This window comes from Thioalkalivibrio sp. ALJ16 (genome assembly GCF_000377345.1).
Taxonomy (GTDB): domain Bacteria; phylum Pseudomonadota; class Gammaproteobacteria; order Ectothiorhodospirales; family Ectothiorhodospiraceae; genus Thioalkalivibrio.
The window spans coordinates 1-23,367 of record NZ_KB898056.1; the positions used below are offsets into that span (position 1 = coordinate 1).

The window sequence follows — 23,367 nt, forward strand, 5'->3', positions numbered from 1 at the left end:
TCTGCTGGTGCAGCACGGCGCCCGGGCCAGCATGAGCCGGCGGGGTAACTGCTGGGACAATGCGGTGGCCGAACGCTTCTTCCTAAACCTGAAGATGGAGCGCGTCTGGCGACGGGACTATGCCAATCACGGCGAGGCCACCCGGGACATCACCGACTACATCGTCGGCTTCTACAACGAGCGCCGAAGGCACTCGACCCTGGGCTACCTGTCGCCCAACGCCTACGAGCGAAAATGGACAGCCGAAACACCGATCGAGGTGTCCGAAATCACTTGACCACTACACCCAAAGCCGTGATAGGGGCAGCGTGGGTCATGGGACACATACCGTTCGTGGAGCTCCCGGATGTCGTCGCACAAGCTGCGCAGAAGGTCGTGGTACGTCAGTGTGAGGCGATCCCCGAAGCGATGAAGTATGCGCTCGATGGCTTGCGCCACGACCGCCCCGTGAGCGACTTGCCCGGTGGCGGTGGCTGGGATTGGGAAGAGTACATACCCGGCCAACTGGGCCCTGCCGTCGATGTGCTCGGGGGGCGATTCGATGGCTCGGTACTGAGCCCACGGGTCTGTAGACGAAATCAACGGGACTCTCCCGGGATGATGTGATCGCCTCCTGTGCCGGGTAGGTACGCCCCAAGATAGGCTTGATGAGTTAGTGGCCTAAAGTCGCTGCTAGGAAAAGGCGCGTCCTTGCGTCCTCTCTGTTACGGGATGGCTTGGGGCACGATGATATCGAGCCTTCGGGATTCCATGCATTGCTCACTGGCGGACGTTAGCGGATCGGGACTTGGATGTCACAGGTCGTTTTAGGCGCGGGAGTGGAATGAGATTTCGAAGGCTGGAGCGCTTCGTGCGCAAGCGGAACGACCATCGGTTCATGCCTCGGTGCTTCGATCATCCCCTCGGCATTTTCGGAGTGCAATTTGCTGTTGGGGAGGAGTAAGTGTCAGGTCTCGCGTGGTCATATACACGTTATTGGAAATAAACCGGGACGTTCATGCTGCCAGGCCTTGAGGGTTTCCACCGGTGTCCGATGCCCAAGCGCCTTCTACCCGATGTGATGGTTGTACAGCCTCTGGTAGTGCCGCAGGGCGTCGTCCAGGTGCAGACCGGAGTCGAAGTGGCGGGTGCACAGCAGGTCGGCGATGCGCCCGTTGGAGCGTTCGGCCATACCGTTGGTCTGGGGCCGTTTGGGCCGGATCATCAGAGTGGTATGCAGTCGCTTCGGGCAATGGGACCGGCTTCCACGTCCCGGCGGTAGCGCCGCTTACGCTCGGTTATGCGGGTAATCCCGTAGCGCCGGGCCAGTTCGGGATCGTTCACGCTCGGCCGCGCTTCTGCAGCGCTCGCTGGATCTGGGGTGTGGTGCACGCGTTCGAATGGATCGTACTCGCCATGCTATTCGTCCTGCGTGGGGCCACCGTACACGGTATTCAGCTACTCCCGGGCACGAAACAGGGGAACCTGCTCGTGCGATATTGAATCATCCGTTACCTAACACCTAGGGGCTGGGGCCACATGAAAGAGATTGACGTCAGCGACGCGCGAGAACAGCTGTCCAGCATCCTGAAAGAAGTGGAGCGGGGCGAGGAGGTATGCATCCTGCGTCGAGGTCGGCCCGTCGCGCGCGTGGTTCAACCTGCCGGGGATCCCCCGAGATTTCGTTCACGTGCCGACTTGCGACAGAGCTTGCCGGCCATGCGGGAAACCGCCGTTGATACGGTTCGTACAGTGCGGGATACCGAACGTTACTGACGTGCTTCGCGGGCACCAGTGCTGTCCTGCCGTTTTGCCGCAGTGCCCCCCAAACGATGTCGTCGAGCCGCTCTTCCTCGGGCAGCGTTAGCCGCACTCGTAGTTGAGGCGGGCATCAAACATCCTGATGTAGTAATGACAATGGGGCTGCCTCCTCGCGGTCATGCTTGAGGCGAGCGAGGTGGGGACACGGCTTGCCGTCAAGGGCGAGTCTAGTCAAGGAAACGCTTGGGATGCCCAAAGCCGCGAAGTCCCTCGGCCGGTGAGGGTTACGCTTGCGTACGAGATCAAATGCCCTAGGTGAATGTTCTCCGCTTCACGGAAAACTGTTCCTAGTGCCGGTCAGTTTGAACGAATGGCGGCATTAAGGAAGACGGTCGGATGCAAAGAGGCAATGCCAAAGGGCATGCCCTTTCGATAGGAAGCGACGTGATGTGCGGACGTATGACGCGCTATAGCGCGACGAGTGAACTCGGCATGCGGTACTTCCAGGTGCCGGTCGACGAGACCTTTGACACGCCTCGGTACAACGTTGCACCCGGCACGGACCTCGAAGCATTCCGCGCCGGCGACGAAACATCCGCTGCCTTCCAGCCGATGTTCTGGGGCTTTCGGCCGAAGCGGGTGGAGGACGGTCCTCGGCCGATCAACGCCCGCGCCGAAAAGGTCGCCACAAGTCCGTACTTCCGGTCTGCATTCGCCCGCCGGCGCTGCATCGTGCTGGCCGATGGTTGGTACGAGTGGCGCAAGACCGATGACGGCAAGCAGCCGTACTACATCACCCTGGCCGAGGGCGCGCCGCAGGACATCCTGATGATGGCGGGCATCTGGGAGACAACAAGCGACGGCGGCGCCTGCTGCGCGATCATCACCGAACCCGCATCCGAGCGTCTGGCGCACATTCACGACCGCAAGCCGCTGGTACTGGATGCAGAGTGTCGCTGGGACTGGCTCGATCCCGAACGGACGGAGCGTGAGGCGATCCGAGCCGCGACCGTCCGTCTGAACCCGGATGCCTTGGTCTATCACCCGGTTTCGACTCGCGTGAACCGCCCAACCGAAGACGACCCCGGATTGATCGAAGCGATTGCCTGAAGGGGCGTTAGGCCGTGGGGTAGTGCTACCTTGGTGAATAAGCCCGGAACGGGCACTCAGGCAGGTGGCAGCGATGGCCAAGCAGAGCGAAGTTGAAGCGCGCATCACCCGGATCCGCGAGAAAGCCGCATCGGTTTTTGATACCCAGAAAGTCGTCGATGACTGGATGCGCACAGAGAACCTTGTGCTCGGCGATGCCCCGATCAATCTCCTGGAGACGGAGGAGGGCGCCGACAGGGTTGAGGCCATCCTGGGCCGGATCGAGCATGGCGTGTATTCGTGAAGGCAGAGGGTGAGCTCGGGTGGGGCTGGAGCCGTAATGGCGAGCGTGGCGCCTCGAAAAGTTCGGGCTAACGTCGGCTCTGAGGCGCTGGCGGAAGGTGGCCAAGGCAGGCTGATCGTTGGGAGCGCATGTACACCGGGTAGTGATACCTTTGAGGGAACCCTCGTCGAGATGCATTAGGGAAGGGATCTGTGGCAGAGCAAAACGAAATCGAGGTGCGCGTAGCCCGTATTCGCGAGAAGGCAGCGGTGATCTTTGAGGATCCGGAAAAAGCAGAACACTGGATGCGGGCGAGGAACCGGGTTCTTGAGGCGGCGCCGATCGATTTGCTGGACTCGGATGAGGGTGCGGAGATGGTCGAAACGGTTCTGCACCGGATCGAGCACGGAGTGTTCTCGTAAAAGGCGAAAAGGGCTGCAGAAGGAGTCGGAGGTTGCATGACGGATTCAGCATACTCAGAGGTATCGGTCCATGACCGAAGCGCCCTGGCGCGAATGGTGATGCAGGCGTTTGATCACTGGGGTCTCGAAACGGACGAAGCCCTTGCGATGCTGGGCCATGCGCCGGGCGACTTGGACGCGCTTTCGCACTATCGCGGAGGAGAGCCACTGCCGGATGAGCGCGATGCTCTGGATCGTGCGGGCCACATCCTGGGGATCCACAAGGACCTGCGCCTGTTGTTTCCGGATGAGCGGGATAAGGCCTATCGCTGGATGAAGACGCACAACCGTGCGTTCGATGGCTGCGCCCCGGTCGAAGTCGTCAGTCGTGAGGGATTGCAGGGCCTGTTGCGCATCAGGGGCTATTTAGGCCGGGCCGTCGCGTAGCGGCTGTGCGGGAATGGCCCGGTTGCTGCTGAGGCTCTTGGGACCCTGGGATTACCCCAGGGACGTTATCGGGTCCGCAGGAGACCGAGGCCGGTGAAAGGCCTTTGGCCCGGCTTCGAGATCCCCGTTTCGGTTTACAACCAGAGCCATTTCCAGCGCGCGTTCCAGTGGTGCCTGGAGCCGGTCCCGGGCATTGTCCGTCAGCCGGATGAAGCCCATCCGGTGCAGGGCATCGTTCATGGCGGTGTCCCGTTCGAGCGTGCCGGTCTCGGTCACAGTACGAACCAGCGACAGCATCAGTTCCGAGTCGTGGACGTGGTCGAGCTGGCGCAACGCATCCGGCAGGTTGCTCCAGTCCCGCAGGCAGGGCACCGCGAACTGTTCCGGGCGCCCGGAGAACTCACCGTCCAGTCGGATCAAACCCTGCGCGCCCAGACGAGCCCGAGCCTCGTGGATGCGCGCCTGGATTCGGGATCCGGCCCGGGAAAACCCTGCGGCCTCCAACAGTCGCCGGGTGAGGATGACGAGGTGTACCGGCCCTTCGGTGTTGACGATCCGCAACAGAGCCCGATCGAGTTCCTCCTGCGGGATGTCGTCGAACCGGTCATGTCCCGAAAGAGCAAGACCATGCGTCTCGGTTTCCCGGTAGGGCTGCGTATCCCACGTGGTCACCCAGTCGCAATCATGGTCGCGGCAATACGCACGCCAGGCGTCACAGGTCTCATTTGACGCCGGGTGCTGGATGAAATGCTGGTGTGCCCGGACCAGGGCCTCCAAGGCCCCAGGATCTGTCTCGCTCATTGCTCGCCCTCCAGGACCAGCTCTACGCCCATGGCCTCGGCGGTAAGGTCGATCATCGCTTCCTGCAGCAGGGTCTTGGGTCCATCGCGCAGGCAGGCGTCATCCAGGGCCAGCAGGACCTCGCCGCGCCACTCCGAATCGGCTGTCTGCCCGAGGCTCCGCGCCAGGATCGTCACGATCCCCATGGCCGGTTCGATGTCTTCCGGCGGCAGAGGTCCCAGCCAGGTGCGCCAGTGCTCGCTGGCGGTTTGCATGTCCTCGAACAAGGCCGCCTCAGCCGCGGGAGTCGAGTCCCTCTCGTTAGAAGGGTGCGGCAGTGCAGCCCGTCCGCGGCCCAGGGCCAGGAACGCAAAGGCGAGGGCCGCAAGCTGATCCCGGCCGGACCAGGTCGAAGGGTCGGCCCTGTGCTCGGCCAGAACCTGCTCGCCCAGTGCGCGGACCGTCTCGAAAGAAAACTCAGGGCGTGCCGCTTCCTCCTCCGCGAGCTGGCGGCGGGCCTGGGCCGCGGCGGCGAGGCGCCCGATCCCGCCAATAAGCCCCGCGAAGAGTCGCAGGACCCCACCGAGGAGCCAGTAAACGCTGGCGAAAAGAGCAAAGATCCCCTGGATGGCGGCTGCGTTGTGCCCCCGCAGTTGAACCCCCGCAATTTTGGCTGACGAGCGCCCGGGCCGGATCCAGTTGAACGAGCCGATCGGGGTCTTGGTGGAGACGGTGACGCCCGACTTCGACAGGTTGAATTTGGCTGCATCCGAGCCATAGCGTCCGCGCAGGATGAAGCGACCGTTCTGGAAGGCGATCTGGGTGTTTTTCGCCAGACGCGTAGACACCCGCACGCCGTGGTTGGTGTTGCCGGTCAGGTTGATGCCGGCGGCCCGCGTCTGCGCCCGCAGCGACAGCCCGCCGGTACGACTGGCCCGCAGATAGCGCCCGGTGTGTTCGATGCGCTTCTGCCGGCCGTCGCGGTCCTTTTCGCCAACCTTCAGCAATGCCATGGGCCGAGCCTATCACCCAAGCCGAGCGCGGACTGCCGCCGGTATAGGCGCCACCGCTCAGTCAGGATCCACAAGCGGGTCGCCACCGAGATGCGCACGTAATGCTTCGTACTGGCGAAGCGCGGCGATCATCTGTACGAACTCGCTTTCGCGTAGCAGGACGACGCGGGAGCCGTCGTCGATCCGCACGAACTCGGGGTGCAGGGTGAGCCCCTCCAGCGGTTCCAGGTGATCTGCGGGTGTATGGGGATCCGGTTCCATGATCGGCTCCTGGATGTCTGTAGCGACAGCGGTCGACGTTCGGCAGCGTGACGCGGCGAAAGCGAAGGGTGGCGAGGCGGCGTCGGATTGCAGGCGTCGTTGAGGGCCGCGGGTGCCGGGTGCGGCCTGTGTCCCGGCTGTGACGAAAGAGAGTTACTCGTGCTCTTCTTTCTTCCGTTCGGTGTTCTGGGGTTCGTACAGGACCTCGAACCCGGCGGCGGCCTCGCTGTCCATGCGTCGCTGCAGAGCCTCCCGGCGCTTTTGCAGTTCCTCTTCGCTGGGCTGTTCGCCTCGTCCTTCGTCTTCCCGGGCCACGGAGTTCTCCTGTCTTTGGCGATCGCGATTGTGTTTGAAATGGGCCGCCTGGCGTCACGCACTGTGGATGCGCCTCAGCGTTGTTGCCGTGACGATCCGATGGTCCGCTGATCGCAATGCGCAGACCCTTTCGGTGGCGCTGGATATCGAGACTACGATACGGACAAGGCCGCGCGCAGCCGATGGCGACATGTTCTGACGCCCGAGTGTGGTATCCATGGGTGGGTCGACTGTCGATCCACGGCCGCATTCAGAGTGGGTACAGTCGGTATTGGATCATGGCATCTGGTGGGAGGCGTGCATGCCGACACTCGAAGATCGTTACCGGGGTGCGATGCTGGGGCTGGCCTGCGGTGATGCGCTGGGCACCACCCTCGAGTTCCGGCCACCCGGCAGCTTTGCCCCGATCACCGACATGGCGGGTGGCGGCCCGTTCGAGCTGCAACCGGGGCAGTGGACCGACGACACCTCCATGGCGATTGCGCTCGCCGAGAGCCTGGTGGAGAGCGGCGGGTTCGATGCATGCGACCAGATGGACCGCTATGTGCGCTGGTGGCGGGAGGGGTACGCGAGCAGTACCGGCGAATGCTTTGATATCGGGAACACGGTGCGCTCGGCGCTGGCCCGCTACGCGCGCTCGGGGGATCCGATAAGCGGCTCGGACGACCCCCGCAGTGCGGGGAACGGTTCGCTCATGCGGCTGGTTCCGATCCCTCTGGCCTATCGGGAAACGCCGGTGCAGGCCCATGCCGCGGCGCAGGCCAGTTCAAGGACGACGCACGCCGCCCACGAATGCCTCGACGCTTGCCGTCTGTGGACGGGGTACATCCTGGCGGCCCTTGCCGGGGCGCAACGAGGCGAGATTCTCGAGCGCCCCTGGCGCGAGCTGCCGGGGTTCGATGCCGGGGACACACTGGCACCGCGGATCGAGGCGATTGCGCAGGGATCGTTCCGGCACAACGATCCGCCGCGGACTCGTGGTACGGGGTATGTGGCCGAAAGCCTGGAGGCGGCGTTGTGGGCCTTCGATCGCAGCGACGATTTTCGAGACGGGGCGCTACTGGCGGCCAACCTCGGTGAGGATGCCGATACCACTGCCGCGATCTTTGGGCAGCTCGGCGGAGCCTTTTATGGAGAGTCGGGCATCCCTGAAGCCTGGCGTACTCGGATCAGCCAGCATGACCGCATCGCCGGGCTTGGCGATGCGCTGCTGCAGCTTTCGCATGCGGCTCCATCCGGTGTCCGCGTCATGGAACCACAGGAGACCCCCTGAATGAGCACGGTTCGGACAAGTGCGAGTCACCCACTCGAGATCGCTGCGCTTACGTTGCCGGAGGGCGGCACCATCGGCATCACCTTCTGCCCGGGCAAGCAGCAGGTCCATGCGATGACGGGTGCCTGGGCCCGCGATCTGCAGGCCGATCTGGAGCGGATCCGGGCGTGGGGTGCAGCCGGTGTCGTCACCCTCACAACCCTTGACGAGTTGCACGAACTGGGCGTTCCCGGGCTCGGCGAAGCTGTCAGCGAGACCGGCATGACCTGGTACCACCTGCCCATCCCGGACATGGCCGCACCCGATCCTCGGTGGGATGACCGCTGGCAGGCTGTGGCGCCGGAGATGCACCGAGCCCTCTACGCGGGCGGACGGCTGGTGGTGCACTGCAAGGGCGGCCTGGGACGCGCGGGCACCGTGGCAGCGCGCCTGCTGATCGACCGGGGTGTCGGGCCGAATGCGGCAGTGGCCGCCGTCCGTCGGGCCCGGCCCGGTGCCATCGAGTCGAGTGCGCAGGAACGCTACCTGCAAACCGTGTCGGTGGGGCAGTACGCCAATGGGGTCGCCGGGATCGCCCTGCCGGCGGGGCTTGAGTGAATCGGGCCTGGCTCGTCCTGTCTGGATGTACGCTGCTGCTCGCAGGCGCACCGTCCCTTGCGGGCGGCTACTTCAAGTGTGAAACGGCCGAGGGTGTTGAGTACGCCGATGCGCCCTGTATGGAGGGCGCTGATCGCCAGAGGTTTCCGGACCAGCACGAGCGGGAACAACGGCGCGCGGAGCAGAGGCGCGCATCAGCCTGCTTCCGACCCTCGCGAGTGTTCTCGCCCGGCGACGCCGTTTCCGACCTGACCGAGCTGTGCGGTGAGCCGCGCCGCGTGCGCCGCCTTACAACGCCTGACGGAGTGCAGGAGCGCTGGGAATACCGACAGGGACCAGGGGTCCTTTTCGTATGGGTGGAGGGAGACGTCATCCGGGCGATTAGGGATTAGCGTGATTCCACCTTGATGATGGTCTCTCCCGGTTCCGGGCGAGAAGCCGAGGGCAACGGGCGGCCATTGAGTCGATAGCCCTCCAGCGCGACCAGCAGCGCATCGGCCATCTCGGCTTTCGCTTCACTGCGGTCGTCGCCGTCGGTGAGGGCCTCTGGCACGTCGCGGCAGGTGCACAGGTAGCGCCCGGTGGTGTCGCGCTCAATGCGAACGGGGTACTTGTTTGCGGACATCTCGATTCCTCCATGATTCGGGGCTGTGCAAGCCACTTGGGTGCATCGTCGATTTCCATTCTGACTCTGTTAGGCGACAGGAATCGACGCCTCGGCGTGAGAGCGTTGCGCTATGTGGACCTCGATCCGGGATCACTTTGCCATGAGCACCATCCGAATGGGCCTCATTGCCCTCACAGCGATCACGCTTGTTGGCTGCGCTACGGTGCCGCCGTCGGGAGGCGACGCCCATCATGTCGGCAAGCCCATGATCCGAGACGCCGACGGGCGTATCACCGGATACATCGACGAAAAGCGGTTCGGACGCACCTACATCCGGGCGCCGGACGGCCGCATCCTGGGCACGGTTGAGGAGGGACCGGGTTCGGCGCCCACGCGTCTACGGGATACAGACGGCCGGATCTTGCGGCAGATCGACTGAATGGGACGTCCTGCAGGTCATCCCTTCAACTGGCGCAGGGTCCTCATTGCAGATGGGGGTGCTCTCCGGCGCGAGCGGCCGTCTATCCACCGCGAAATTCGTTCTGATAGGGAGTCTGAGCGGTTGGAACCGATAACCGCGAGGGAAGTTGAATGAAAGATTTCGAGAGCCGGGTTGTGGAACACGGTGACGGCGGTTGGACGCTATGGGTTCAGCAATCTGGAAGCGGGCCATTCGCGGTCCTCGAGGGCTATCCCGGCAACCTGCCAGACGGGCGGGGCGTGAAGGGACGTGAAACGAATGCCGCCTTGCGCCTCCACGTACAGGACTACGAGGATGGCTCAGTCGCCGAGATCCTTGTGGACGGGCATGAGCAGAGGCCAAGCGCATACGGTTTCCGCGCGCGCATTCCTCAGTGGTAGCCAGACTTCTTCAGCGTGCGCTCACTCCGGGGATGATGGGTATCGACTCTGCCGATCTGTTCTCGGTCCTTCCGGCGCGTGGCGGGTTGGGTGTGCTGGCCGACTATCCGCCACCCAGAGCGCAGCGCGACATGGATGCCGTAGGAAGTAATCTGGCGATAGAGGTGAGCCGGCATGGTTCGGTGTCCGCGGCTCTGGTGGTGCTTCCGGTCGACGCCACGGTGACGCCGGCAACAGTGGATATGGTTGCGCAATCCGTGATTCGAAAGCTGCCCGACGGTTCCAACCTGGTTCTGGCGGCACCGTTGTCGAGCCAAGACGGAGAAACGATGAAGATTTGCCTGTTTGGAGAATAGAGGCATTCGCGTGCGGTTCGAAGTCCGATGTCAGGTCTCGGTTTCCAGGCGTCAGGAGTGGTCGCCTGTCCCCTGCAGTCTCTGAGTCCCACTCGCATTCGGGTGATTCAACCAGACCAGGGAGATCGATATGCATACACGGATCATCACGACCGCCGGCCTCATCACGATGCTGGGTCTCGGCGCCACGGCCGTTCAGGCCTCCGGTTTCGACGGGGGTTACATGGGCGGTCAGGTGGGTGGGGCATCCTACGACATCGATGCGTCGGTGAGCGGGCTGGGCAGTCTGTCCGGTCTCAGCGGAACCGGGGCCGTTGGGGGGATTTTTGCGGGCTACGGCGGCGTCTCCAGCGGCGGTGTCTACGGTGGCGTGGAGATCGACGCTTTGGTCGAGGACGCGGATGCAACGGTGTCGATCGACGGCGAAGGCACGGCGGGTGTCGAGGCCCGTCACAGCTACGGAGTCACCGGGCGTATCGGCGGGCTGGTGAGCGACAACGTGCTCGTCTACGGGCTTTTGGGTTACCAGCAAACGGAAGTCCGCAGCAGCGTGCGCGGTCCGGGCTTCGTGAACGGCTCGGATACCGACCGTATCAGCGGCCCTCGAATCGGGGCGGGCGTGGAAGTGCAGCGCGATACCGGGTGGTTCATGCGGGGTGAGGTGTCCTACACCGCCTACAGCAGCGAGTCGTATGGCGACTTGGAGATCGACCCCGGTGCGACTCGTGTGCAATTCGGTCTTGGCTACCGGTTTTGAAGGGGCAAACCGCGCGTTCATGCGCTCGCGGGATGATCGCGCTGAGCGGCATCCGATCCCGGGAGGTGGCGTCGTCGTCATCTCCCGGTTTTGCGTTGGGGCAGGCCGCCTGTCAGTCTGAACAGGGGGCAGGGGCCTGCCCCGGATGAACAGGGAGCCGGAGATGAGTCAGGGCAACGGAATGCGTGCCACGCTGCAGCGTCGGATGCTGCTGCTGGGGATGGTCCCGCGGCAGCCTCGTCGTGTGAGTGCGCCGGATCTGGTTGAGCGATTGCAGGCACGTGGGTTGTCTACCACGCTGCGCACCATTGAGCGGGACCTGGAGGCGCTTTCCGGTTTTCTGCCGCTGGGTCGCGATGAACGTGACCGCCCGTACGGGTGGTATTGGCTGTCCGACGCGCCGCTTCAGGACGTCCCCGCGCTCGACCCGGAGACGGCCCTGACCCTGCAGATCCTGGATGCCCATGCCGCGCGGCTGCTGCCGCCATCCGCCCGCGAGCGCCTGAAGCCGCAGATCGCACAAGCGCGCGACGTGCTGGATGCCGCCGGACAGGACTCCGGTCTGAGCCTGTGGCCCGAGCGGATCCGAATTCTCTCGAACGGCCCCCCGCTGGATCCGCCCGAAATGCCCAAGGGTGTTTTCCCGGTCCTTCAACAGGGCCTACTGGAGCGCCGTTGCCTGGATATCACCTACCGATCCCGTTCGCGTGGGCGCGTGAAGGATCACCGGATCCACCCGCTGGCCCTCGTGTTCCGCGAGCCGGTCACCTACCTGCTTGCGACCATCGAGCCCCATCAGGATGTGCTGCATCTGGCAGCCCACCGCATCGAGGCGGCCACACTTACGGACCGCCCCGCGTCCGATCCCGACAATGGGTTCGACCTGGATGAACTTATCCGGGATGGCGCCTTCGATTACCCCGAGGGCGAGCGCATCCAGCTCGACATTCGAGTGAATGGAGCCCTGGCCTACCACCTCCACGAGGCGCGTTTGTCGGACGATCAGAGGATCGAGGCGCTGGCCGATGGCACATCCAGAGTAACCGCGACCGTGCGGGATACCGCCCGCCTCAAGTGGTGGCTGCTGGGGTTGGGTGCGGGCGTAGAGGTGATTGGGCCAAAAGCGCTGCGCGATGCGATTGCCCAGGAGCTGGAGTCGGCCCGACTCGCCTACCGATCGGAGGCGCGTGCGTGAGGGGCCTTCGCGCTTTGCGGGACGGGTGGCTGGGACTCTCCGGTCGCCGCCGCCCCGCCACGCAAGCGGACGTCCAGGCTTGGACCGTCGGCAAGCTCCTGCTGGAGCTTCCGCGATGTGGCCCTCGCGTACGGCTCCTGTGGCCGGAGACCGGCCGGATGACCACAGGCTGTGAATGGATCGTGCCTGCGCGTGACTTGGCGGACTGGATTCAGTCGCGTCCCAAGCCCGTGGTTGCCGCAAGGCCGGACGGGGTTCGCCGGGCTTTCCACCTGTGGCTCCAGGCCGCGGATGATCAGGGCGATGCCACCACGGATCTTCCTGAGGCGTTTCGAGGCGAGGTGCAGGGCCGCTACAGGGAGATCCTGTCAGCGACCACGGGAGACCTTCGTTGCGTGCAGTGCCAGGCGTTGGTGGCGTCCCCGTGGCTGGAGGAAGAGGGCAGAACCCAGGATGGCGCATTCACCGTCTCGACCACACGCGTTTGTTGCGAACGCGGTCATGACCTTTTCCGCGAAGACGCGGCGATCGAAATCCATCGTGGAGCCAGCGCGCCTGTTTGATCCGGCGCGATGCATACGCCGACCCGCGGGCGCGGCCCGCGCAAGTTAAAAAGGAGAAAAGGTGATCATCGGACGACTGGCAGGGTTGGTGTTGGGCGGGCTGCTTCTGGCCGGGTGTACGACTACACCGGTCACGTTGGATCCGGCCTCGAGCCGCGATGCGGCTGTGGCCGGCAAGGCAAATGTGGAGATGGGGTCTGTTACCGACAGTCGCCAGCACGGCGCGAACTGGCTGGGGGCCATTCGGGGCGGTTTCGGAAATCCATTGCAGACGCTCGAGACCAAGGAGCCGGTCTTCGAGGTGGTCCGCGAACAGTTCATTACGGGGCTGGAACAGCGCGGCATGCTGGCGCAGGAAGGCGAGGGGGAGTTCATTCTCGAGGTTGATATCGAGCAACTGGATTCGAACCAGGTGATGCGGCGCGAGGCGCATTCGAGACTGGATGTCGCTCTGATCGAACAGGGCTCGAGCCAGGTCGCCTACGAGAATTCAGTGCGCTCGAGCAACGTCGAGGGCGGTGCCGGGGGCGGCGTCTTCGCATCCATCGAGAAGCTCGAAGAGATCCTCACGCGGACCCTCTGGGAGACGATTGACGAGGCCCTGGACGACGAGCGTCTGCACCAGGCCATCGCCGACGGTCCCGCCGAGGCTCAGCCATCCAGCGAATTGGAAGCGGATATCGAAGCCCTCCGACGGCTTCGAGACCGCGGTGTGATTACGGAAGAGGAGTACCGCGAGCGCGTACTGCATCTGGTGGACTGACTCGCGGGTCCGGACGGTCCGGAGTCCTGCGGAGGCTCGACAGCGGTGCTTCGGGCGAATCAAACAGGGAGAACGGAACATGGATGTGTTTTGCACCCAATGTGGGGCGCAGGCTGCCGAAGGCGCGCGGTACTGCGGAAAGTGTGGTGCGCCGCTCGCCAGTGGGGGATCGTCTGCAACCAATGAACAGGCCGTTTCATCAGCGAGCTACACGGGAGGGGCGGGTGTTCCGGATCCTGGGGTCAGTGATGCCGGGGAGCTTCGATACGCGGGTTTCTGGTATCGCGTGCTCGCATGGGTGATCGACTACGTCCTCTCCTTGATCGTGACGTTGTTCATCGTCTTGCCCATCGGGTTCCTGTACGGGCTCATGATGATAGGTTCTGCGACAGGGACGGAGATCGAAGCGAGTGCGGAAGGGCTTGGGCACATTCTCGGTATTTTGATCGCGTGGCTGTATTGGACGGTTTTTGAATCCTCCGGCTGGCAGGCGACCCCCGGCAAACGGATGTTGGGCCTTCGTGTGACGGACGCCGAAGGCAACCGGATTGGGTTTGGCCGAGCGAATGCCCGCTACTGGTCCAAGATCCTGTCGGCACTGATCCTATTTATCGGCTTCCTGATGGTGGCCTTCACCCGCCGCAAGCAGGGCCTGCACGACCTGATCGCCTCAACGCTTGTGTTGCGCCGGTGAGTCCAGCCGCCTCGATACGCTCCGTTCATCGAGCCCCACAGCATGGCCTGCGCCGTGCGACCGCTTTGGTCGCACCAATGTCCTAGTGTGGGCGTGAGCTGTTCACGCATCGCTACCTTAAGGAGGCGTTTCTGCTGAAGTTGGCCCAAGCCCATGGGTGTCCTTGGCGGTGCTGGCTGTACCAGTCGCGCCGGCGCTACACGTTAGCGCTCACCTAGCCGTAGTCGGTTTCGACCTGAACGTTTCGCTGAGGATAGAGCGTCGTCAGCCCGACGGAGAAGTTCCTCAAACCCTTCGTGTTCGAGCAGAGTCGCGGCTCCGATCGATACGGTCATCCTGTGCCCGTGATTCATCCCGGGAACGTCGAGGGTTGGTATTGCCTCGACGACGCGCGCACCGAGGTGTTCAGCGCCCACCCGATCGGTTTCCGGCAGGAGTACCACGAATTCTTCGCCGCCGATGCGCCCCATGAAGTCGGTATCGCGCAACAGGTCGACACACCCCTGTGTGAACTGGCGCAGGGCCTCGTCCCCTTGGGCGTGACCGTACTGAGTGTTAATCGTCTTGAAGTGATCGATGTCCAGGACGAGTAGCGAAAGGGGGCGGTGGTGGCGGTGAGCCCGTTCGATTTCATGTTCGGCCTGCTCGAAGATGGCCCGCCGATTGGCGATACCGGTCAGAGGATCGCTGTAGGCGGCCTCGCGCCAGTAGCGCTCGAGTTGTTTGCGCGGCGTGACGTTGATGGCGACCCAAAGCACCACAGGCTTCGGGTGGTTGTAGCTGGGCAGCGGCAGGGCTCGCCCCTCGAACCACTGCTCGGTTTGGTGTTGATCGCAATCCCGAATGGATGAAGGCAGCAATGACACATCGGCTACCCGAAGCTGATACTCCATCGTTTGCATTTCGCCAGTGCGGAGGGCTTTCCTCACGTGAGTCAGACACGTCTCTGCGACTGCTGGAGGCAGAGCATTCGAGAGCGTATGGCCTTCCAGCGATTTGCCGTTCGCGTACATGGCCTCGTTGGCCCCGCCGAGTACCTTGACGTAGAGGCCGTCCTCGTCGAGCACGAACGAGATATCGGGGAGGGCTTTCAGCAGCGTGAGGAGTTGATCCCGTTCCGCTTGTAAGGCGGCAATAGTGGCAGCTTGCGTTGAATCTTGAATGTCATCCATGTGGTGGCTCCTGCCCCTGTGCCGCCTGTTTTCCGCCGTGTTTGAGGTGGGTTTGGTCAGGCGAAGCCTGCGCGCCGTGTGCTCGCACCGGGCTTGATGCGATGCTCGGCGATCAGGGCGTTGGCAAGTGACTGCAATGTGAGGCCCTCGCCTGACGTGCTCCGGCGCGATTGGCTTCGCACCACCGTCGCGAAGTCGCCAGGGGTGAGGCCGTCGAGCTGGCGTACGATGGCGTGAGCGGTATCGTGTGCGGCACGATCGGCTGCATCGGTCGGTTGCAGTCGCGTGACAAGTTGATCGAAGAGTTGCGCGCGCTGTTGCTGATCCAGTGGCCGCAATTCCAGCTTGTGATCGAAGCGGCGCAGGGCGGCCGGGTCCAGGGCCTCCAGGAAATTGGTGGCGCACACGAGGATGCCGTCGAAGGCCTCGATCTGGACCAAGAGTTCGTTGGTTTTTGTCATCTCCCAGGTCTGGCGGGCCTGGGACCGATCCGTGAGGAAGCTGTCGGCCTCGTCCAGTAACAACACGGCGCCTTCCTTCCGCGTTTCGCGAAAAGCCTGGGCCAGGTTCTTCTCGGTCATCCCCACGTACGGCGAGATGAGTTCCGAGGCAGTGCGCTTGCGCAGGGGACGGTCGGCCTGTTCGGCAAGATGATGAGCCAGCGCTGTCTTGCCTGTACCTGGCGGGCCATACGCGAGCAGGGTGCCTTGCCCACCAGCGACGAGGTCCTGGATGACCGCCTCGATCGGCCTGTCGGTATTGAGGTATTCCAGACCGTAATTCAGTGCACCCAGCCCGCGAGGCGTGGTCAATGGCGGACGACCCTGAAACTCCGCCTGTTGGTTCAGGTGATTCGCCATGATCGATTCCGGCGTATCCGGGCTATTACGCAGGAGCCGCGCCACTCGGGCCGCACGGCGGATCTCGGCGGGGGTCAGGGCTTCGGTCCCGGCTATGTGATCCAGCCAGGCCTCGCTCACGTCGAGATCTTCGCAGGCGTGCGCGAGGAGTGCGCGTCGGACCGACCGTGGTGGGTGCCCTACCTCGAGGGCGTAGTCGAAACGGCGCAGGTACGCTGGGTCCAGTTGATCCCAATGGTTGGTGATCCAGATCGCCGGAACGGGATTATCCTCCAGCATCTGGTTGGTCCAGGCCTTCCCGCGGTTTTGCGAGCGGGGGTAGCCACCAAACCGCGCCGTGCCTGAATTGACCTCGAACACATCCTCGATTTCGTCGAAGACGATTAGGGCATCCTTGGCCCGGCGCAGCAGGTACTGGCAGAGCTGGTAGGCTCGTTGCCGATGGCTGGGTTCCATGGGGCTGCCGTGGGCGTCTTCATGGTTCACCTCCCGTGCGTGGAGCTCGGCTTCATGGGCGACACGCCGCGCGATCTGGGTCTTCCCCGTGCCCGGGGGGCCATACAACAAGATGTTGACGCCCTGAACGCCATCCCTGGCAGCCTGGAGGAGTAGCGTCTTGATTCGTGCGATATCAGGTTCGAGGTGCGCCAGGGCAAGTTGATTCTCCTCGGGATCGGGCGCGTCACGGAAAAAGCCCGCAAATATGCTGTCCGGGGAATCCAGGGTTCCGAGCAGTTGGGAGGCGAGGCTGTCTAGCAAGTCGAACCCGAGATCGCGCCCGTTGGATGAGGACACCGTGACAAGACCGGAACGGACCAGGGTTGCGCCGTGCGAGAGCGCATCCTGGATCTCACGGGTGGCCCGGTTCAGGGCAAGCGCGACGATTTCTGCCGAGGCCAGATCGCAGGATTCGCGAACTTCGGATAACAGCTTTTCAAAGCTGTAGTGGGACGTGTAGAGGGTGAGAAACTCCAGGATTTCGCATTCTGTTTCGTGCAGGCCCAAGGGTTCAGCAAGGATCCGGATGTTGCGCGCGATTGAACGGTCTTGGAGCCCCGAGTCATCGCCCTCGACTGCACGAAGTCGTTCCTGAACGGCTCGCTCCAAGGCCAGATGATCATCCTCGTCTTCTTCGTCGAGGTGTATGCCAAGCCCTTTCAGCTCGCCTCTGTTTGCCCATGAAGTCAGGTTGTCACTCGCATCCCGAGGCAGGGCCGTCGCAAGGATCCGCAGGCTCCAAAGCGTTCTCATGTTTCGCACGTCGTCCGACGGGGACGGACGGCTGGATCGCATGCTGTGTCTGCGCGGTCGACGACGAAGGTTCAAGGGCATTGGGCACTCCTGGGTTCAGGGAGCCTCAGCTTCACAGAGGGGTGCGACAAAAGTTGACGCCAAGATGGCGCGCTCGAGTCACTCGCTGTTGCGGGTCATATGAACCCGCTGACGGCCGATGCGGAGCATCTACCGCTCAACGCTCGCTTGCAGGTCCTGGGGCGCCGTTCGGCCTCGGGCTGGCGCGTGACACTCCAGGGTGAAGTGAAGTACCTCGGATCTGGAGAGCATGGTCTCGAGTTAAACCGGATCGTGCTCGATTAGCCTCCAGCCGGACACGCGACAAATACCGTCGCGCCGCTACGGAAGAATGATCCCTCCAGGCGGCAATACAGGGAGGGCCGATTATGCGAGTGGTACGGAAAATTCGAGGGGAGCATCGCGTTCAGTTCGAGACCAATGAGAACCTGGACCCGGATAGGCTGCTGGCGCAGCTCATGGATAAGTATCCGGAGCACGACCTGAGCTTCGTCGACGACCCCTTTGAACCGGGTAGCAAGGCGATACGGATCGCGCACCCCAACGATCCGAAGGCTCAGGAGCCCAAACCGGTCGGAGCGGGGGCGCCCTGGGACGAGTCGCAGACAATCCAGGCCGGCGCGGAACCGAGAGCGTCCGAGGCGGAACGTGCCCATGAGGAGGCAAGCGCATCGGAGGCCGCCTCGGATACCAAGGCCTGTCCATATTGCGGAGAGACGGTCCGTGCGGTCGCGATCAAGTGCAAGCACTGCGGGTCGGATCTGACGTCCACCGGGGCACCTGAAACCGCGGCGTCGCGTGCGGTGCGGACATCCCCTGACCTCGGCATCTTCCTGCTGGGCGTGCCGATCCTGGCGGTCGTGCTGATCTGGGGTTGGGTGGGGAACATGAATCTGCTGCAGTCCCCAGAGACGACCCTCATGGGTATCGGCCTCGGCACGTTGTTGATCACCGCAGTACTGGCTTCGGTGGAAGCTGCCAGCGCCGGTATGCAGACAAATCGCCAGAAGGGGAGCTACGGGCCGACCGCCTGGTTCTTCCTCGTTCTGTTGCTGTGGGTGGTGTGCTATCCGGCCTATCTCTACAAGCGTCGCCATTACGGGTTTGCCAATCTGCTCATACCCGGGTTGGTGATCGCAGCGGTTTATCTCGGGAGCTGGCTGCTGATGGATGCCACGATCACTGACGCTCGCGCTGGCCTGCAGAACCCTTTCCAATAGGACCTTCTCAATCACTGTCGATGGAATGGCCCGGGCTTTGAAAGGACCCCGGGCTTTTTTGCGTCGGCTGCCTCCGTATTGCGGGCAGCAAGAATCATCAGGCGACGAAAACCGTCGCCTCCGTGGCGGATACTGATGCTCCAGATTGACCAGGAGATCCAAGATGCCGCGCACCGGACGCATGCGTTCCCGCAGATTTCATTCCCAGTCCCGACCGCTGCGCGGTGAAGCGTTGCTGTGGGCCCTGCGCCTGTGGGTCGCGGCGCGACGGCGCGACCATAGCGATTGGCTGCTCCAGGAGCTTCAGCCGGAAACGCTGACGGACCTTGGGGTCGACCCCTCCATGGATCCCGACATGGAGGACTTCGATGAGGCGCTGGAACCGGAACGGATCGACGCGGCGCTGGAGCAGCAGCTCGAGCGCGTAAGCCGGCATCCCCCGAGGCCCCAGCGCGAGCGCTTCGCTACCAATATCCGGATGCTGGGTGATCGCCTGGGGCTGACCGATTGTGAGCAGCAGGTGCTGCTCTTCCTCGTCCTTCACGAGATCGATACCGACCTGTCCAGCATGGTGGCCATTGCTCGCAAGGCGGTCGCCATGAGCAGCACTGAGGTGATGGCCGTAGCGCTCGATTACCCGGAGCAGGATGTACGTGTGGCGCTCTCGGCGGATGGCACGTTGATCCGATCGGGGCTCATTCAGCCCAATGTCCGGATGGGCATGGACACCGCGCACATGGAGTACGAACTGCTGCGCGGCATCGGCCTGGAGCTGGACGCACCCGACGCATCGCCCGATGCGATCTTTCGGACGTATTTTCGACCTTCGCCCGCGCCTCAGGTCGGCATGCTGCCGATGACCCATCTGGAGGAGGAGCGTGCGCGCGTCGCGGCGCTTCTCCGTCAGGCATCCCGGCAGGGCGCCGCGGGGATCAATATCCTGATTCACGGTGAGCCGGGTACGGGCAAGACACAGTTTGCGCGCTCCGCAGCAGCGGAGGCGGGCCTCACCGCGGTAGAGGTCAACTTTGAAGACGATAGCGGTGACCCGCTGGAGCCGCGTAGTCGCCAGCGGGCCTATCAGTTGTGCCAGCACGTAGTGGCACGGGCGCCCGGTCATGTCGTCCTGTTTGATGAGATTGAGGATGTGTTCGACGCCCGTAACGGCTGGATGCGCGTCGGCAGCCGTGGCGACCGCCCCGGTGGCAAGGCCTGGACCAACCAGATGCTCGAGGCCAACGCAACGCCCGCGATCTGGATTACCAACCATGTTGGGCAGATCGATCGCGCCTATCTCCGTCGGTTCGACTACACCCTGGAGCTGCGCCAGCCCCCTCGCTCGGTGCGCCGATCCCTGCTCGAACATACCCGGGGCGACTTGCCCGTCTCGGACGCCTGGATCGAGCGGGCCTCACAGATCGAAGGGCTGACCCCGGCCGAAGTGCAGAGCGCCTTCCGCGTGGCGCGCCTCCTGCATGCCGAGGATCCGCAGTTAGGGCTCGAATCGTTCCTGGACGAGCAGCTTGCGCGTCAGGCGCATCTGCAACAGCGGCGGCCGCCGGTTCGGCGGCGCGGATCCGATCTGCTGCGCTACGACCTGAGCATGCTCAACACGGATCAGCCGATCGAGCCGGTCGTGCAGCATTTGGCGGCCGCGGGGGAGGGGAGCCTCCTGCTGCACGGTGTGCCGGGGACCGGCAAGACCGCCCTCGCCACCCATCTGGCCGAGCAGGCCGACCGCCCGCTGATCCAGCGACCGGCTTCGTCCCTGTTGTCGCCCTATGTCGGCATGACCGAAAAGAACATCGCCCGCCTCTTCCGCTCGGCCGAGGACGAGGGTGCTGTGGTGCTGATCGACGAAGCCGACAGCCTCGTCGGGAGCCGGGAGACCGCTCGCGCACGCTGGGAGGTCAGCCAGACCAATGAGATCCTGGTCCAGATCGAGCAGTTCCACGGCATTGTCATCTGCGCCACCAACTTCCTTCGCGCGATCGATACCGCGGCCCTTCGACGCTTCGACTACAAGCTCGAACTGCAAGCACTAGATGCCGAGCAGCGAAAAACGATGTTTAGCGAACTGCTCCGCTCATTGGGCCTGGATCCGTCGGAGGTGTCCGCTGGGCAACGCCACGTTCTGTCCGGCCTCGACAATCTGACCCCGGGGGACTTGGCTACCGTTGCGAGACGGTTTCAGACGCGGCCGAACCGCCAACATGTGGATGTCGGTACCATCTTGGACGCTGTGCTTGCCGAGCACGCACTGAAGCCCGGTGTGGCGAAGCGTCGAGCGGGCTTCGCGTAAGATGCCTTTCATCCAGTCGGTGCGAAGTCACGAGTGCGCAGAATCCGGGGCGCGTGAAGCTGGGCGTATGTGTTGCGACACGAAGGCGAAGACGGATGCTTCATAGACTGCGGGAGCGCCTGACGGGCCAAGACAGGGGGGCCCCACTCGCACAGATCGTTCTGTGGGAGGTGATCGCATATGGCGCCGTTGCCGCGATACTCATGGGCGCGGTTTACGGCGTCACCTGTCTGTTTGCCTTTGTCGGTTTCATGGAGGAATGCATGTCGTTGTACGCGCTAGTTGAGAGCTTCCTGGGGGCCGCTTCGAAGACCTCCCAAGGCTGAGTTGGTCGATGCTCGCTCGGGGCTAGCCGATGAACCGATCGCCGTACGCGGGTTCCGCTGCGACTTGGAATCAGTCCGGCACTTTCCGGAGTTTGCCGTTTGCACTGGCCTCTAGCTATTCGTACGGCTTTGGATATCCAGCTTGGAAGACGATGGATCGCTTTCATCATGTCGCGACTGATATGGTTGGACGGGGAGCAACAAGCAGCGCATGTTCGCTCGAGGGAAAGGCGGCAGGGGACAGCCAGCGAGGTAGCGGTCAGAGGGGCGGCGAGCGAATCTCACCGAATCGCGGTCATGGTGGTCTCGGATACGCTTGCCAACTCAGCGATCGTACCGAGCAGGACGGTGGGGCTGTTTGCTACGGCGTGCCCAGCAGGGTTGTTTTGCGTCGGGACCATGACACGCCGTTCATTGTCTTTGGCGCGTACTGTTGTTCCGATCATTTAAGGACATATCTATAGGCAACGGAGCGGCCGATGAGTCAAGCGCTGAAATCGTCCATTTACGCAACCACCTTTTTTGTTTTGAGCGTCTTGTCATTTGGGGTCAATGACTGGTTCTCGCTCCTAATGTTGGTTGCCTCTATCGTGTTTCTCTATCCCACCATACTGGTGGGCCAGATGACCTTGCGGAATGTGGCCAAGACCGCTATTCAGAAAGACAGCGCCCTGTACGCGTTCCTGAATCAGCCCAAGACAGTGGCGCAACAACTGTTTAGTATTGCAATGGCAATCGTGCTGGGTATTTCGTTCCTTACGGTTTCCAAGGGGATCGAAATGAACCACGGTTTGCTCCCCGTGGTCGTGATTATCTTCTTTTTAGCTTGGTGGATCTCGGGGCGGTTGGTAGCGCACCCGGACCTTGCTCTCCTAGAGCAGCAGCATCTTCAGAAGAAAGCGCTTTACGCCTCCGTTAGGGAAGGCGGAATTGATGGTTCGGAGTCAGGGTCTCCGGATGTTAGCTTTCTTAGCCTTTTCGCCGCGATCCTGGTGCTTAATCTTCTCTTTGCATTGCTATTGAGCGCAAAAGACTTGTTTACGTTCTTTGTCGCGGATGTGACATTCGCGAATTTTCGATCCTATGCTCTAGAACGTGGAATCGAAGCCGGAGCGTTTAATTCGATATCTCGTGTTTTTATCAACGTTTACGTGATATTCGATAGCTTCAAGATTGCGGCAGCCAATGAAATACTGCTTGCCCTAGGGATTGACAAGTCGGGATCGCACTCAGCGTACTACTTGTTTTACTTGTTGGTTCTTGCGTTTAATATATTGAAACTCCTAGCGTTTTCTGTTCCCCTGGTGTTCTTGCAGCGTGGCCTGCTTGTTCGTGGGGCTTCTCTGTTTGAAGCACCTGCCAAGCGATTGGGACGGATCCTGCTCCCTTATATTAAGGCACTCGCGGATCGGATTAAGCCTGTCGTGCATCCTTTGGTGCTGGGAATTAAGGGCTGGTTTAAAGAGGGTCATCGGGATGACGCAGATGGCCCAACCAATGCTGCGGGGAGTAAATTTGATTCTGAGAAAAAGGGATCGAAAGGTAAACACGAGGAGAAACAATGAGACGTTTTAACAGGATTCTGGGCTTGTCGGTCGGCGGGTTGGGGGTTGCCTTCGTCTTGATTGGCTGTGGGGATGACGCCCCAAGTGAAGACGAGCGATCAGCAGAGGTTTCCTGTGCAGAGCTGGAGATGAAGCTTGAGGAGACGGAAGCAGAGCTTCAGCAGCTCAAGGACAGGCTTCGGGAAGAAGACGAAGCGCTGCAGGGGCTCTTGCGATGAACGGACGGAACCAGCAAAAGGGGAACATCGTTGTACTAGCTTTGGGAGCGTTAGTGCTTGTGATCGTGCTTGCTTGGCTCGTGTTCACTGTGGCGTCTCATCCTTGGTTTAAGTTCCTGATTGAACCGTACCGACTTTTCCGGAGGCTCTGATCCTTGGGAGGATAGAGCGATGAGTGAGATGACACGGTATAGCCCGGAGGTCCGGGAACGGGCGGTGCGGCTGGTGTGGGAACACCAGGAGGAGTATTCGTCGCAGCATGCGGCGATGCAGTCCATTGCGCCGAAGATCGGCTGCACGCCGGAGACGCTGCGGCTGTGGGTCCGCCGCGCGGAGCGCGAGCGGGACGATGCCTCGGCGCTGTCCGACAGCGAGCGCGCACGCCTGAAGGCGCTGGA

At 62.7% G+C, this 23,367-nt stretch carries 28 protein-coding genes and 2 pseudogenes; 22 read left to right on the forward strand and 8 right to left on the reverse strand.

Features of this window, described 5'->3' with window-relative positions; translation table 11 throughout:
- The coding region (locus D000_RS0112380; RefSeq protein ID WP_018873843.1) for an integrase core domain-containing protein at positions 1-277 on the forward strand (277 nt) is incomplete at its 5' end.
- A gap of 771 nt (positions 278-1,048) precedes the next feature.
- Here the strand turns inward: D000_RS0112380 and D000_RS14410 are convergent.
- Positions 1,049-1,204 carry an integrase core domain-containing protein gene (locus D000_RS14410; protein WP_018873844.1) on the reverse strand — a complete coding sequence of 52 codons (156 nt, stop codon included), beginning with the start codon at positions 1,202-1,204 and terminating at the stop codon, positions 1,049-1,051.
- 314 nt (positions 1,205-1,518) lie between these two features.
- Here D000_RS14410 and D000_RS14030 point away from each other — a divergent pair, with 314 nt between their 5' ends.
- The 5 genes from D000_RS14030 (at position 1,519) to D000_RS0112405 (ending at position 3,960) form a co-directional block, all read left to right on the forward strand.
- On the forward strand, positions 1,519-1,755 hold the full coding sequence (locus tag D000_RS14030) for a type II toxin-antitoxin system Phd/YefM family antitoxin (protein ID WP_081616678.1): 237 nt from the start codon (positions 1,519-1,521) through the stop codon (positions 1,753-1,755).
- Positions 1,756-2,199: 444 nt separating this feature from the next.
- On the forward strand, positions 2,200-2,850 hold the full coding sequence (locus D000_RS0112390) for an SOS response-associated peptidase (protein WP_026279982.1): 651 nt from the start codon (positions 2,200-2,202) through the stop codon (positions 2,848-2,850).
- 73 nt (positions 2,851-2,923) lie between these two features.
- Entirely contained in the window at positions 2,924-3,133 is a 210-nt protein-coding gene (locus D000_RS0112395) for an MbcA/ParS/Xre antitoxin family protein (RefSeq protein ID WP_018873847.1), read from the forward strand.
- A 191-nt stretch (positions 3,134-3,324) separates the two neighbouring features.
- Entirely contained in the window at positions 3,325-3,534 is a 210-nt protein-coding gene (locus D000_RS0112400) for an MbcA/ParS/Xre antitoxin family protein (RefSeq protein WP_018873848.1), read from the forward strand.
- Positions 3,535-3,627: 93 nt separating this feature from the next.
- Positions 3,628-3,960, forward strand: coding sequence for an MbcA/ParS/Xre antitoxin family protein (locus D000_RS0112405; RefSeq protein WP_018873849.1), 333 nt, complete (start codon positions 3,628-3,630; stop codon positions 3,958-3,960).
- 51 nt (positions 3,961-4,011) lie between these two features.
- On the opposite strand, the gene D000_RS0112410 is transcribed toward D000_RS0112405, so the two are convergent.
- The 4 genes from D000_RS0112410 to D000_RS14315 form a co-directional block, all read right to left on the reverse strand.
- The gene (locus D000_RS0112410; RefSeq protein WP_018873850.1) at positions 4,012-4,761 is read right to left on the reverse strand and encodes a DUF3320 domain-containing protein; all 750 of its coding nucleotides are present in this window, start codon (positions 4,759-4,761) and stop codon (positions 4,012-4,014) included.
- Positions 4,758-5,753, reverse strand: coding sequence for a hypothetical protein (locus tag D000_RS0112415; protein ID WP_018873851.1), 996 nt, complete (start codon positions 5,751-5,753; stop codon positions 4,758-4,760). Before D000_RS0112415 ends, D000_RS0112410 begins: the two co-directional genes overlap by 4 nt.
- A gap of 57 nt (positions 5,754-5,810) precedes the next feature.
- Complete coding sequence (locus D000_RS0112420) at positions 5,811-6,014, reverse strand: hypothetical protein (protein WP_018873852.1); 204 nt, start codon at positions 6,012-6,014, stop codon at positions 5,811-5,813.
- A gap of 153 nt (positions 6,015-6,167) precedes the next feature.
- A complete protein-coding gene (locus D000_RS14315) occupies positions 6,168-6,329 on the reverse strand; it encodes a hypothetical protein (RefSeq protein WP_018873853.1) in 162 nt (53 codons plus the stop codon).
- Between the two features lie 334 nt (positions 6,330-6,663).
- Here D000_RS14315 and D000_RS0112430 point away from each other — a divergent pair, with 334 nt between their 5' ends.
- Both D000_RS0112430 and D000_RS0112435 read left to right on the forward strand, forming a co-directional pair.
- Complete coding sequence (locus D000_RS0112430; RefSeq protein ID WP_018873854.1) at positions 6,664-7,602, forward strand: ADP-ribosylglycohydrolase family protein; 939 nt, start codon at positions 6,664-6,666, stop codon at positions 7,600-7,602.
- A complete protein-coding gene (locus D000_RS0112435) occupies positions 7,603-8,199 on the forward strand; it encodes a cyclin-dependent kinase inhibitor 3 family protein (RefSeq protein ID WP_026279983.1) in 597 nt (198 codons plus the stop codon).
- Positions 8,200-8,587: 388 nt separating this feature from the next.
- On the opposite strand, the gene D000_RS0112440 is transcribed toward D000_RS0112435, so the two are convergent.
- On the reverse strand, positions 8,588-8,824 hold the full coding sequence (locus D000_RS0112440) for a type II toxin-antitoxin system HicB family antitoxin (RefSeq protein WP_018873857.1): 237 nt from the start codon (positions 8,822-8,824) through the stop codon (positions 8,588-8,590).
- Between the two features lie 142 nt (positions 8,825-8,966).
- On the opposite strand from D000_RS0112440, the gene D000_RS0112445 reads away from it, so the two are divergent.
- From D000_RS0112445 to D000_RS13560, 9 genes and pseudogenes are all read left to right on the forward strand, one after another.
- The gene (locus D000_RS0112445) at positions 8,967-9,245 is read left to right on the forward strand and encodes a hypothetical protein (RefSeq protein WP_038047937.1); all 279 of its coding nucleotides are present in this window, start codon (positions 8,967-8,969) and stop codon (positions 9,243-9,245) included.
- 152 nt (positions 9,246-9,397) lie between these two features.
- A complete protein-coding gene (locus D000_RS14415) occupies positions 9,398-9,667 on the forward strand; it encodes a hypothetical protein (protein ID WP_018873859.1) in 270 nt (89 codons plus the stop codon).
- A 32-nt stretch (positions 9,668-9,699) separates the two neighbouring features.
- A complete protein-coding gene (locus D000_RS14420) occupies positions 9,700-10,023 on the forward strand; it encodes a hypothetical protein (protein WP_018873860.1) in 324 nt (107 codons plus the stop codon).
- Between the two features lie 130 nt (positions 10,024-10,153).
- Positions 10,154-10,780 (forward strand): outer membrane protein, encoded by a 627-nt coding sequence (locus tag D000_RS0112455; protein ID WP_018873861.1) that lies wholly within the window; start codon positions 10,154-10,156, stop codon positions 10,778-10,780.
- A 163-nt stretch (positions 10,781-10,943) separates the two neighbouring features.
- The gene (locus D000_RS0112460; RefSeq protein ID WP_018873862.1) at positions 10,944-11,975 is read left to right on the forward strand and encodes a YafY family protein; all 1,032 of its coding nucleotides are present in this window, start codon (positions 10,944-10,946) and stop codon (positions 11,973-11,975) included.
- Positions 11,972-12,538, forward strand: coding sequence for a hypothetical protein (locus tag D000_RS14320; protein WP_026279985.1), 567 nt, complete (start codon positions 11,972-11,974; stop codon positions 12,536-12,538). The genes D000_RS0112460 and D000_RS14320 overlap by 4 nt, the downstream gene beginning before the upstream one ends.
- A 61-nt stretch (positions 12,539-12,599) precedes the next feature.
- On the forward strand, positions 12,600-13,301 hold the full coding sequence (locus D000_RS0112470) for a YajG family lipoprotein (RefSeq protein ID WP_026279986.1): 702 nt from the start codon (positions 12,600-12,602) through the stop codon (positions 13,299-13,301).
- Positions 13,302-13,380: 79 nt separating this feature from the next.
- A pseudogene (locus D000_RS14515) lies at positions 13,381-13,452 on the forward strand (zinc-ribbon domain-containing protein); the annotation flags it as partial.
- 108 nt (positions 13,453-13,560) lie between these two features.
- Positions 13,561-13,995, forward strand: a pseudogene (locus tag D000_RS13560) (RDD family protein); the annotation flags it as partial.
- Between the two features lie 203 nt (positions 13,996-14,198).
- Here D000_RS13560 and D000_RS0112480 read toward each other — a convergent pair.
- Both D000_RS0112480 and D000_RS0112485 read right to left on the reverse strand, forming a co-directional pair.
- A complete protein-coding gene (locus tag D000_RS0112480; protein WP_018873866.1) occupies positions 14,199-15,167 on the reverse strand; it encodes a sensor domain-containing diguanylate cyclase in 969 nt (322 codons plus the stop codon).
- Positions 15,168-15,223: 56 nt separating this feature from the next.
- Complete coding sequence (locus D000_RS0112485; protein ID WP_018873867.1) at positions 15,224-17,032, reverse strand: AAA family ATPase; 1,809 nt, start codon at positions 17,030-17,032, stop codon at positions 15,224-15,226.
- A 764-nt stretch (positions 17,033-17,796) separates the two neighbouring features.
- Here D000_RS0112485 and D000_RS0112495 point away from each other — a divergent pair.
- The 5 genes from D000_RS0112495 to D000_RS0112520 form a co-directional block, all read left to right on the forward strand.
- Complete coding sequence (locus tag D000_RS0112495) at positions 17,797-18,558, forward strand: zinc ribbon domain-containing protein (RefSeq protein ID WP_231371020.1); 762 nt, start codon at positions 17,797-17,799, stop codon at positions 18,556-18,558.
- 163 nt (positions 18,559-18,721) lie between these two features.
- Complete coding sequence (locus tag D000_RS0112500) at positions 18,722-20,860, forward strand: AAA family ATPase (RefSeq protein ID WP_018873870.1); 2,139 nt, start codon at positions 18,722-18,724, stop codon at positions 20,858-20,860.
- Positions 20,861-21,665: 805 nt separating this feature from the next.
- Positions 21,666-22,751: a hypothetical protein gene (locus D000_RS0112510; protein WP_018873872.1), complete on the forward strand. Its 1,086-nt coding sequence runs from the start codon at positions 21,666-21,668 to the stop codon at positions 22,749-22,751.
- Positions 22,748-22,969: a hypothetical protein gene (locus D000_RS0112515; protein ID WP_018873873.1), complete on the forward strand. Its 222-nt coding sequence runs from the start codon at positions 22,748-22,750 to the stop codon at positions 22,967-22,969. Before D000_RS0112510 ends, D000_RS0112515 begins: the two co-directional genes overlap by 4 nt.
- A 171-nt stretch (positions 22,970-23,140) precedes the next feature.
- Positions 23,141-23,367, forward strand: a 227-nt coding sequence (locus D000_RS0112520) for a transposase (RefSeq protein WP_018873874.1), incomplete at its 3' end; no start/stop codon positions are given.

What these genes read in the sequence shown, in the direction of transcription:
- D000_RS14410 (WP_018873844.1), bottom strand. Translation starts at nt 1,204, where the DNA reads ATGATCCGGCCCAAACGGCCCCAGACCAACGGTATGGCCGAACGCTCC.
- D000_RS14030 (WP_081616678.1), top strand. Translation starts at nt 1,519, where the DNA reads ATGAAAGAGATTGACGTCAGCGACGCGCGAGAACAGCTGTCCAGCATC.
- D000_RS0112390 (WP_026279982.1), top strand. Translation starts at nt 2,200, where the DNA reads ATGACGCGCTATAGCGCGACGAGTGAACTCGGCATGCGGTACTTCCAG.
- D000_RS0112395 (WP_018873847.1), top strand. Translation starts at nt 2,924, where the DNA reads ATGGCCAAGCAGAGCGAAGTTGAAGCGCGCATCACCCGGATCCGCGAG.
- D000_RS0112405 (WP_018873849.1), top strand. Translation starts at nt 3,628, where the DNA reads ATGGTGATGCAGGCGTTTGATCACTGGGGTCTCGAAACGGACGAAGCC.
- D000_RS0112410 (WP_018873850.1), bottom strand. Translation starts at nt 4,761, where the DNA reads ATGAGCGAGACAGATCCTGGGGCCTTGGAGGCCCTGGTCCGGGCACAC.
- D000_RS0112415 (WP_018873851.1), bottom strand. Translation starts at nt 5,753, where the DNA reads ATGGCATTGCTGAAGGTTGGCGAAAAGGACCGCGACGGCCGGCAGAAG.
- D000_RS0112420 (WP_018873852.1), bottom strand. Translation starts at nt 6,014, where the DNA reads ATGGAACCGGATCCCCATACACCCGCAGATCACCTGGAACCGCTGGAG.
- D000_RS0112430 (WP_018873854.1), top strand. Translation starts at nt 6,664, where the DNA reads ATGCTGGGGCTGGCCTGCGGTGATGCGCTGGGCACCACCCTCGAGTTC.
- D000_RS0112435 (WP_026279983.1), top strand. Translation starts at nt 7,603, where the DNA reads ATGAGCACGGTTCGGACAAGTGCGAGTCACCCACTCGAGATCGCTGCG.
- D000_RS0112440 (WP_018873857.1), bottom strand. Translation starts at nt 8,824, where the DNA reads ATGTCCGCAAACAAGTACCCCGTTCGCATTGAGCGCGACACCACCGGG.
- D000_RS0112445 (WP_038047937.1), top strand. Translation starts at nt 8,967, where the DNA reads ATGAGCACCATCCGAATGGGCCTCATTGCCCTCACAGCGATCACGCTT.
- D000_RS14415 (WP_018873859.1), top strand. Translation starts at nt 9,398, where the DNA reads ATGAAAGATTTCGAGAGCCGGGTTGTGGAACACGGTGACGGCGGTTGG.
- D000_RS14420 (WP_018873860.1), top strand. Translation starts at nt 9,700, where the DNA reads ATGATGGGTATCGACTCTGCCGATCTGTTCTCGGTCCTTCCGGCGCGT.
- D000_RS0112455 (WP_018873861.1), top strand. Translation starts at nt 10,154, where the DNA reads ATGCATACACGGATCATCACGACCGCCGGCCTCATCACGATGCTGGGT.
- D000_RS0112460 (WP_018873862.1), top strand. Translation starts at nt 10,944, where the DNA reads ATGAGTCAGGGCAACGGAATGCGTGCCACGCTGCAGCGTCGGATGCTG.
- D000_RS0112480 (WP_018873866.1), bottom strand. Translation starts at nt 15,167, where the DNA reads ATGGATGACATTCAAGATTCAACGCAAGCTGCCACTATTGCCGCCTTA.
- D000_RS0112495 (WP_231371020.1), top strand. Translation starts at nt 17,797, where the DNA reads ATGGATAAGTATCCGGAGCACGACCTGAGCTTCGTCGACGACCCCTTT.
- D000_RS0112500 (WP_018873870.1), top strand. Translation starts at nt 18,722, where the DNA reads ATGCCGCGCACCGGACGCATGCGTTCCCGCAGATTTCATTCCCAGTCC.
- D000_RS0112510 (WP_018873872.1), top strand. Translation starts at nt 21,666, where the DNA reads ATGAGTCAAGCGCTGAAATCGTCCATTTACGCAACCACCTTTTTTGTT.
- D000_RS0112515 (WP_018873873.1), top strand. Translation starts at nt 22,748, where the DNA reads ATGAGACGTTTTAACAGGATTCTGGGCTTGTCGGTCGGCGGGTTGGGG.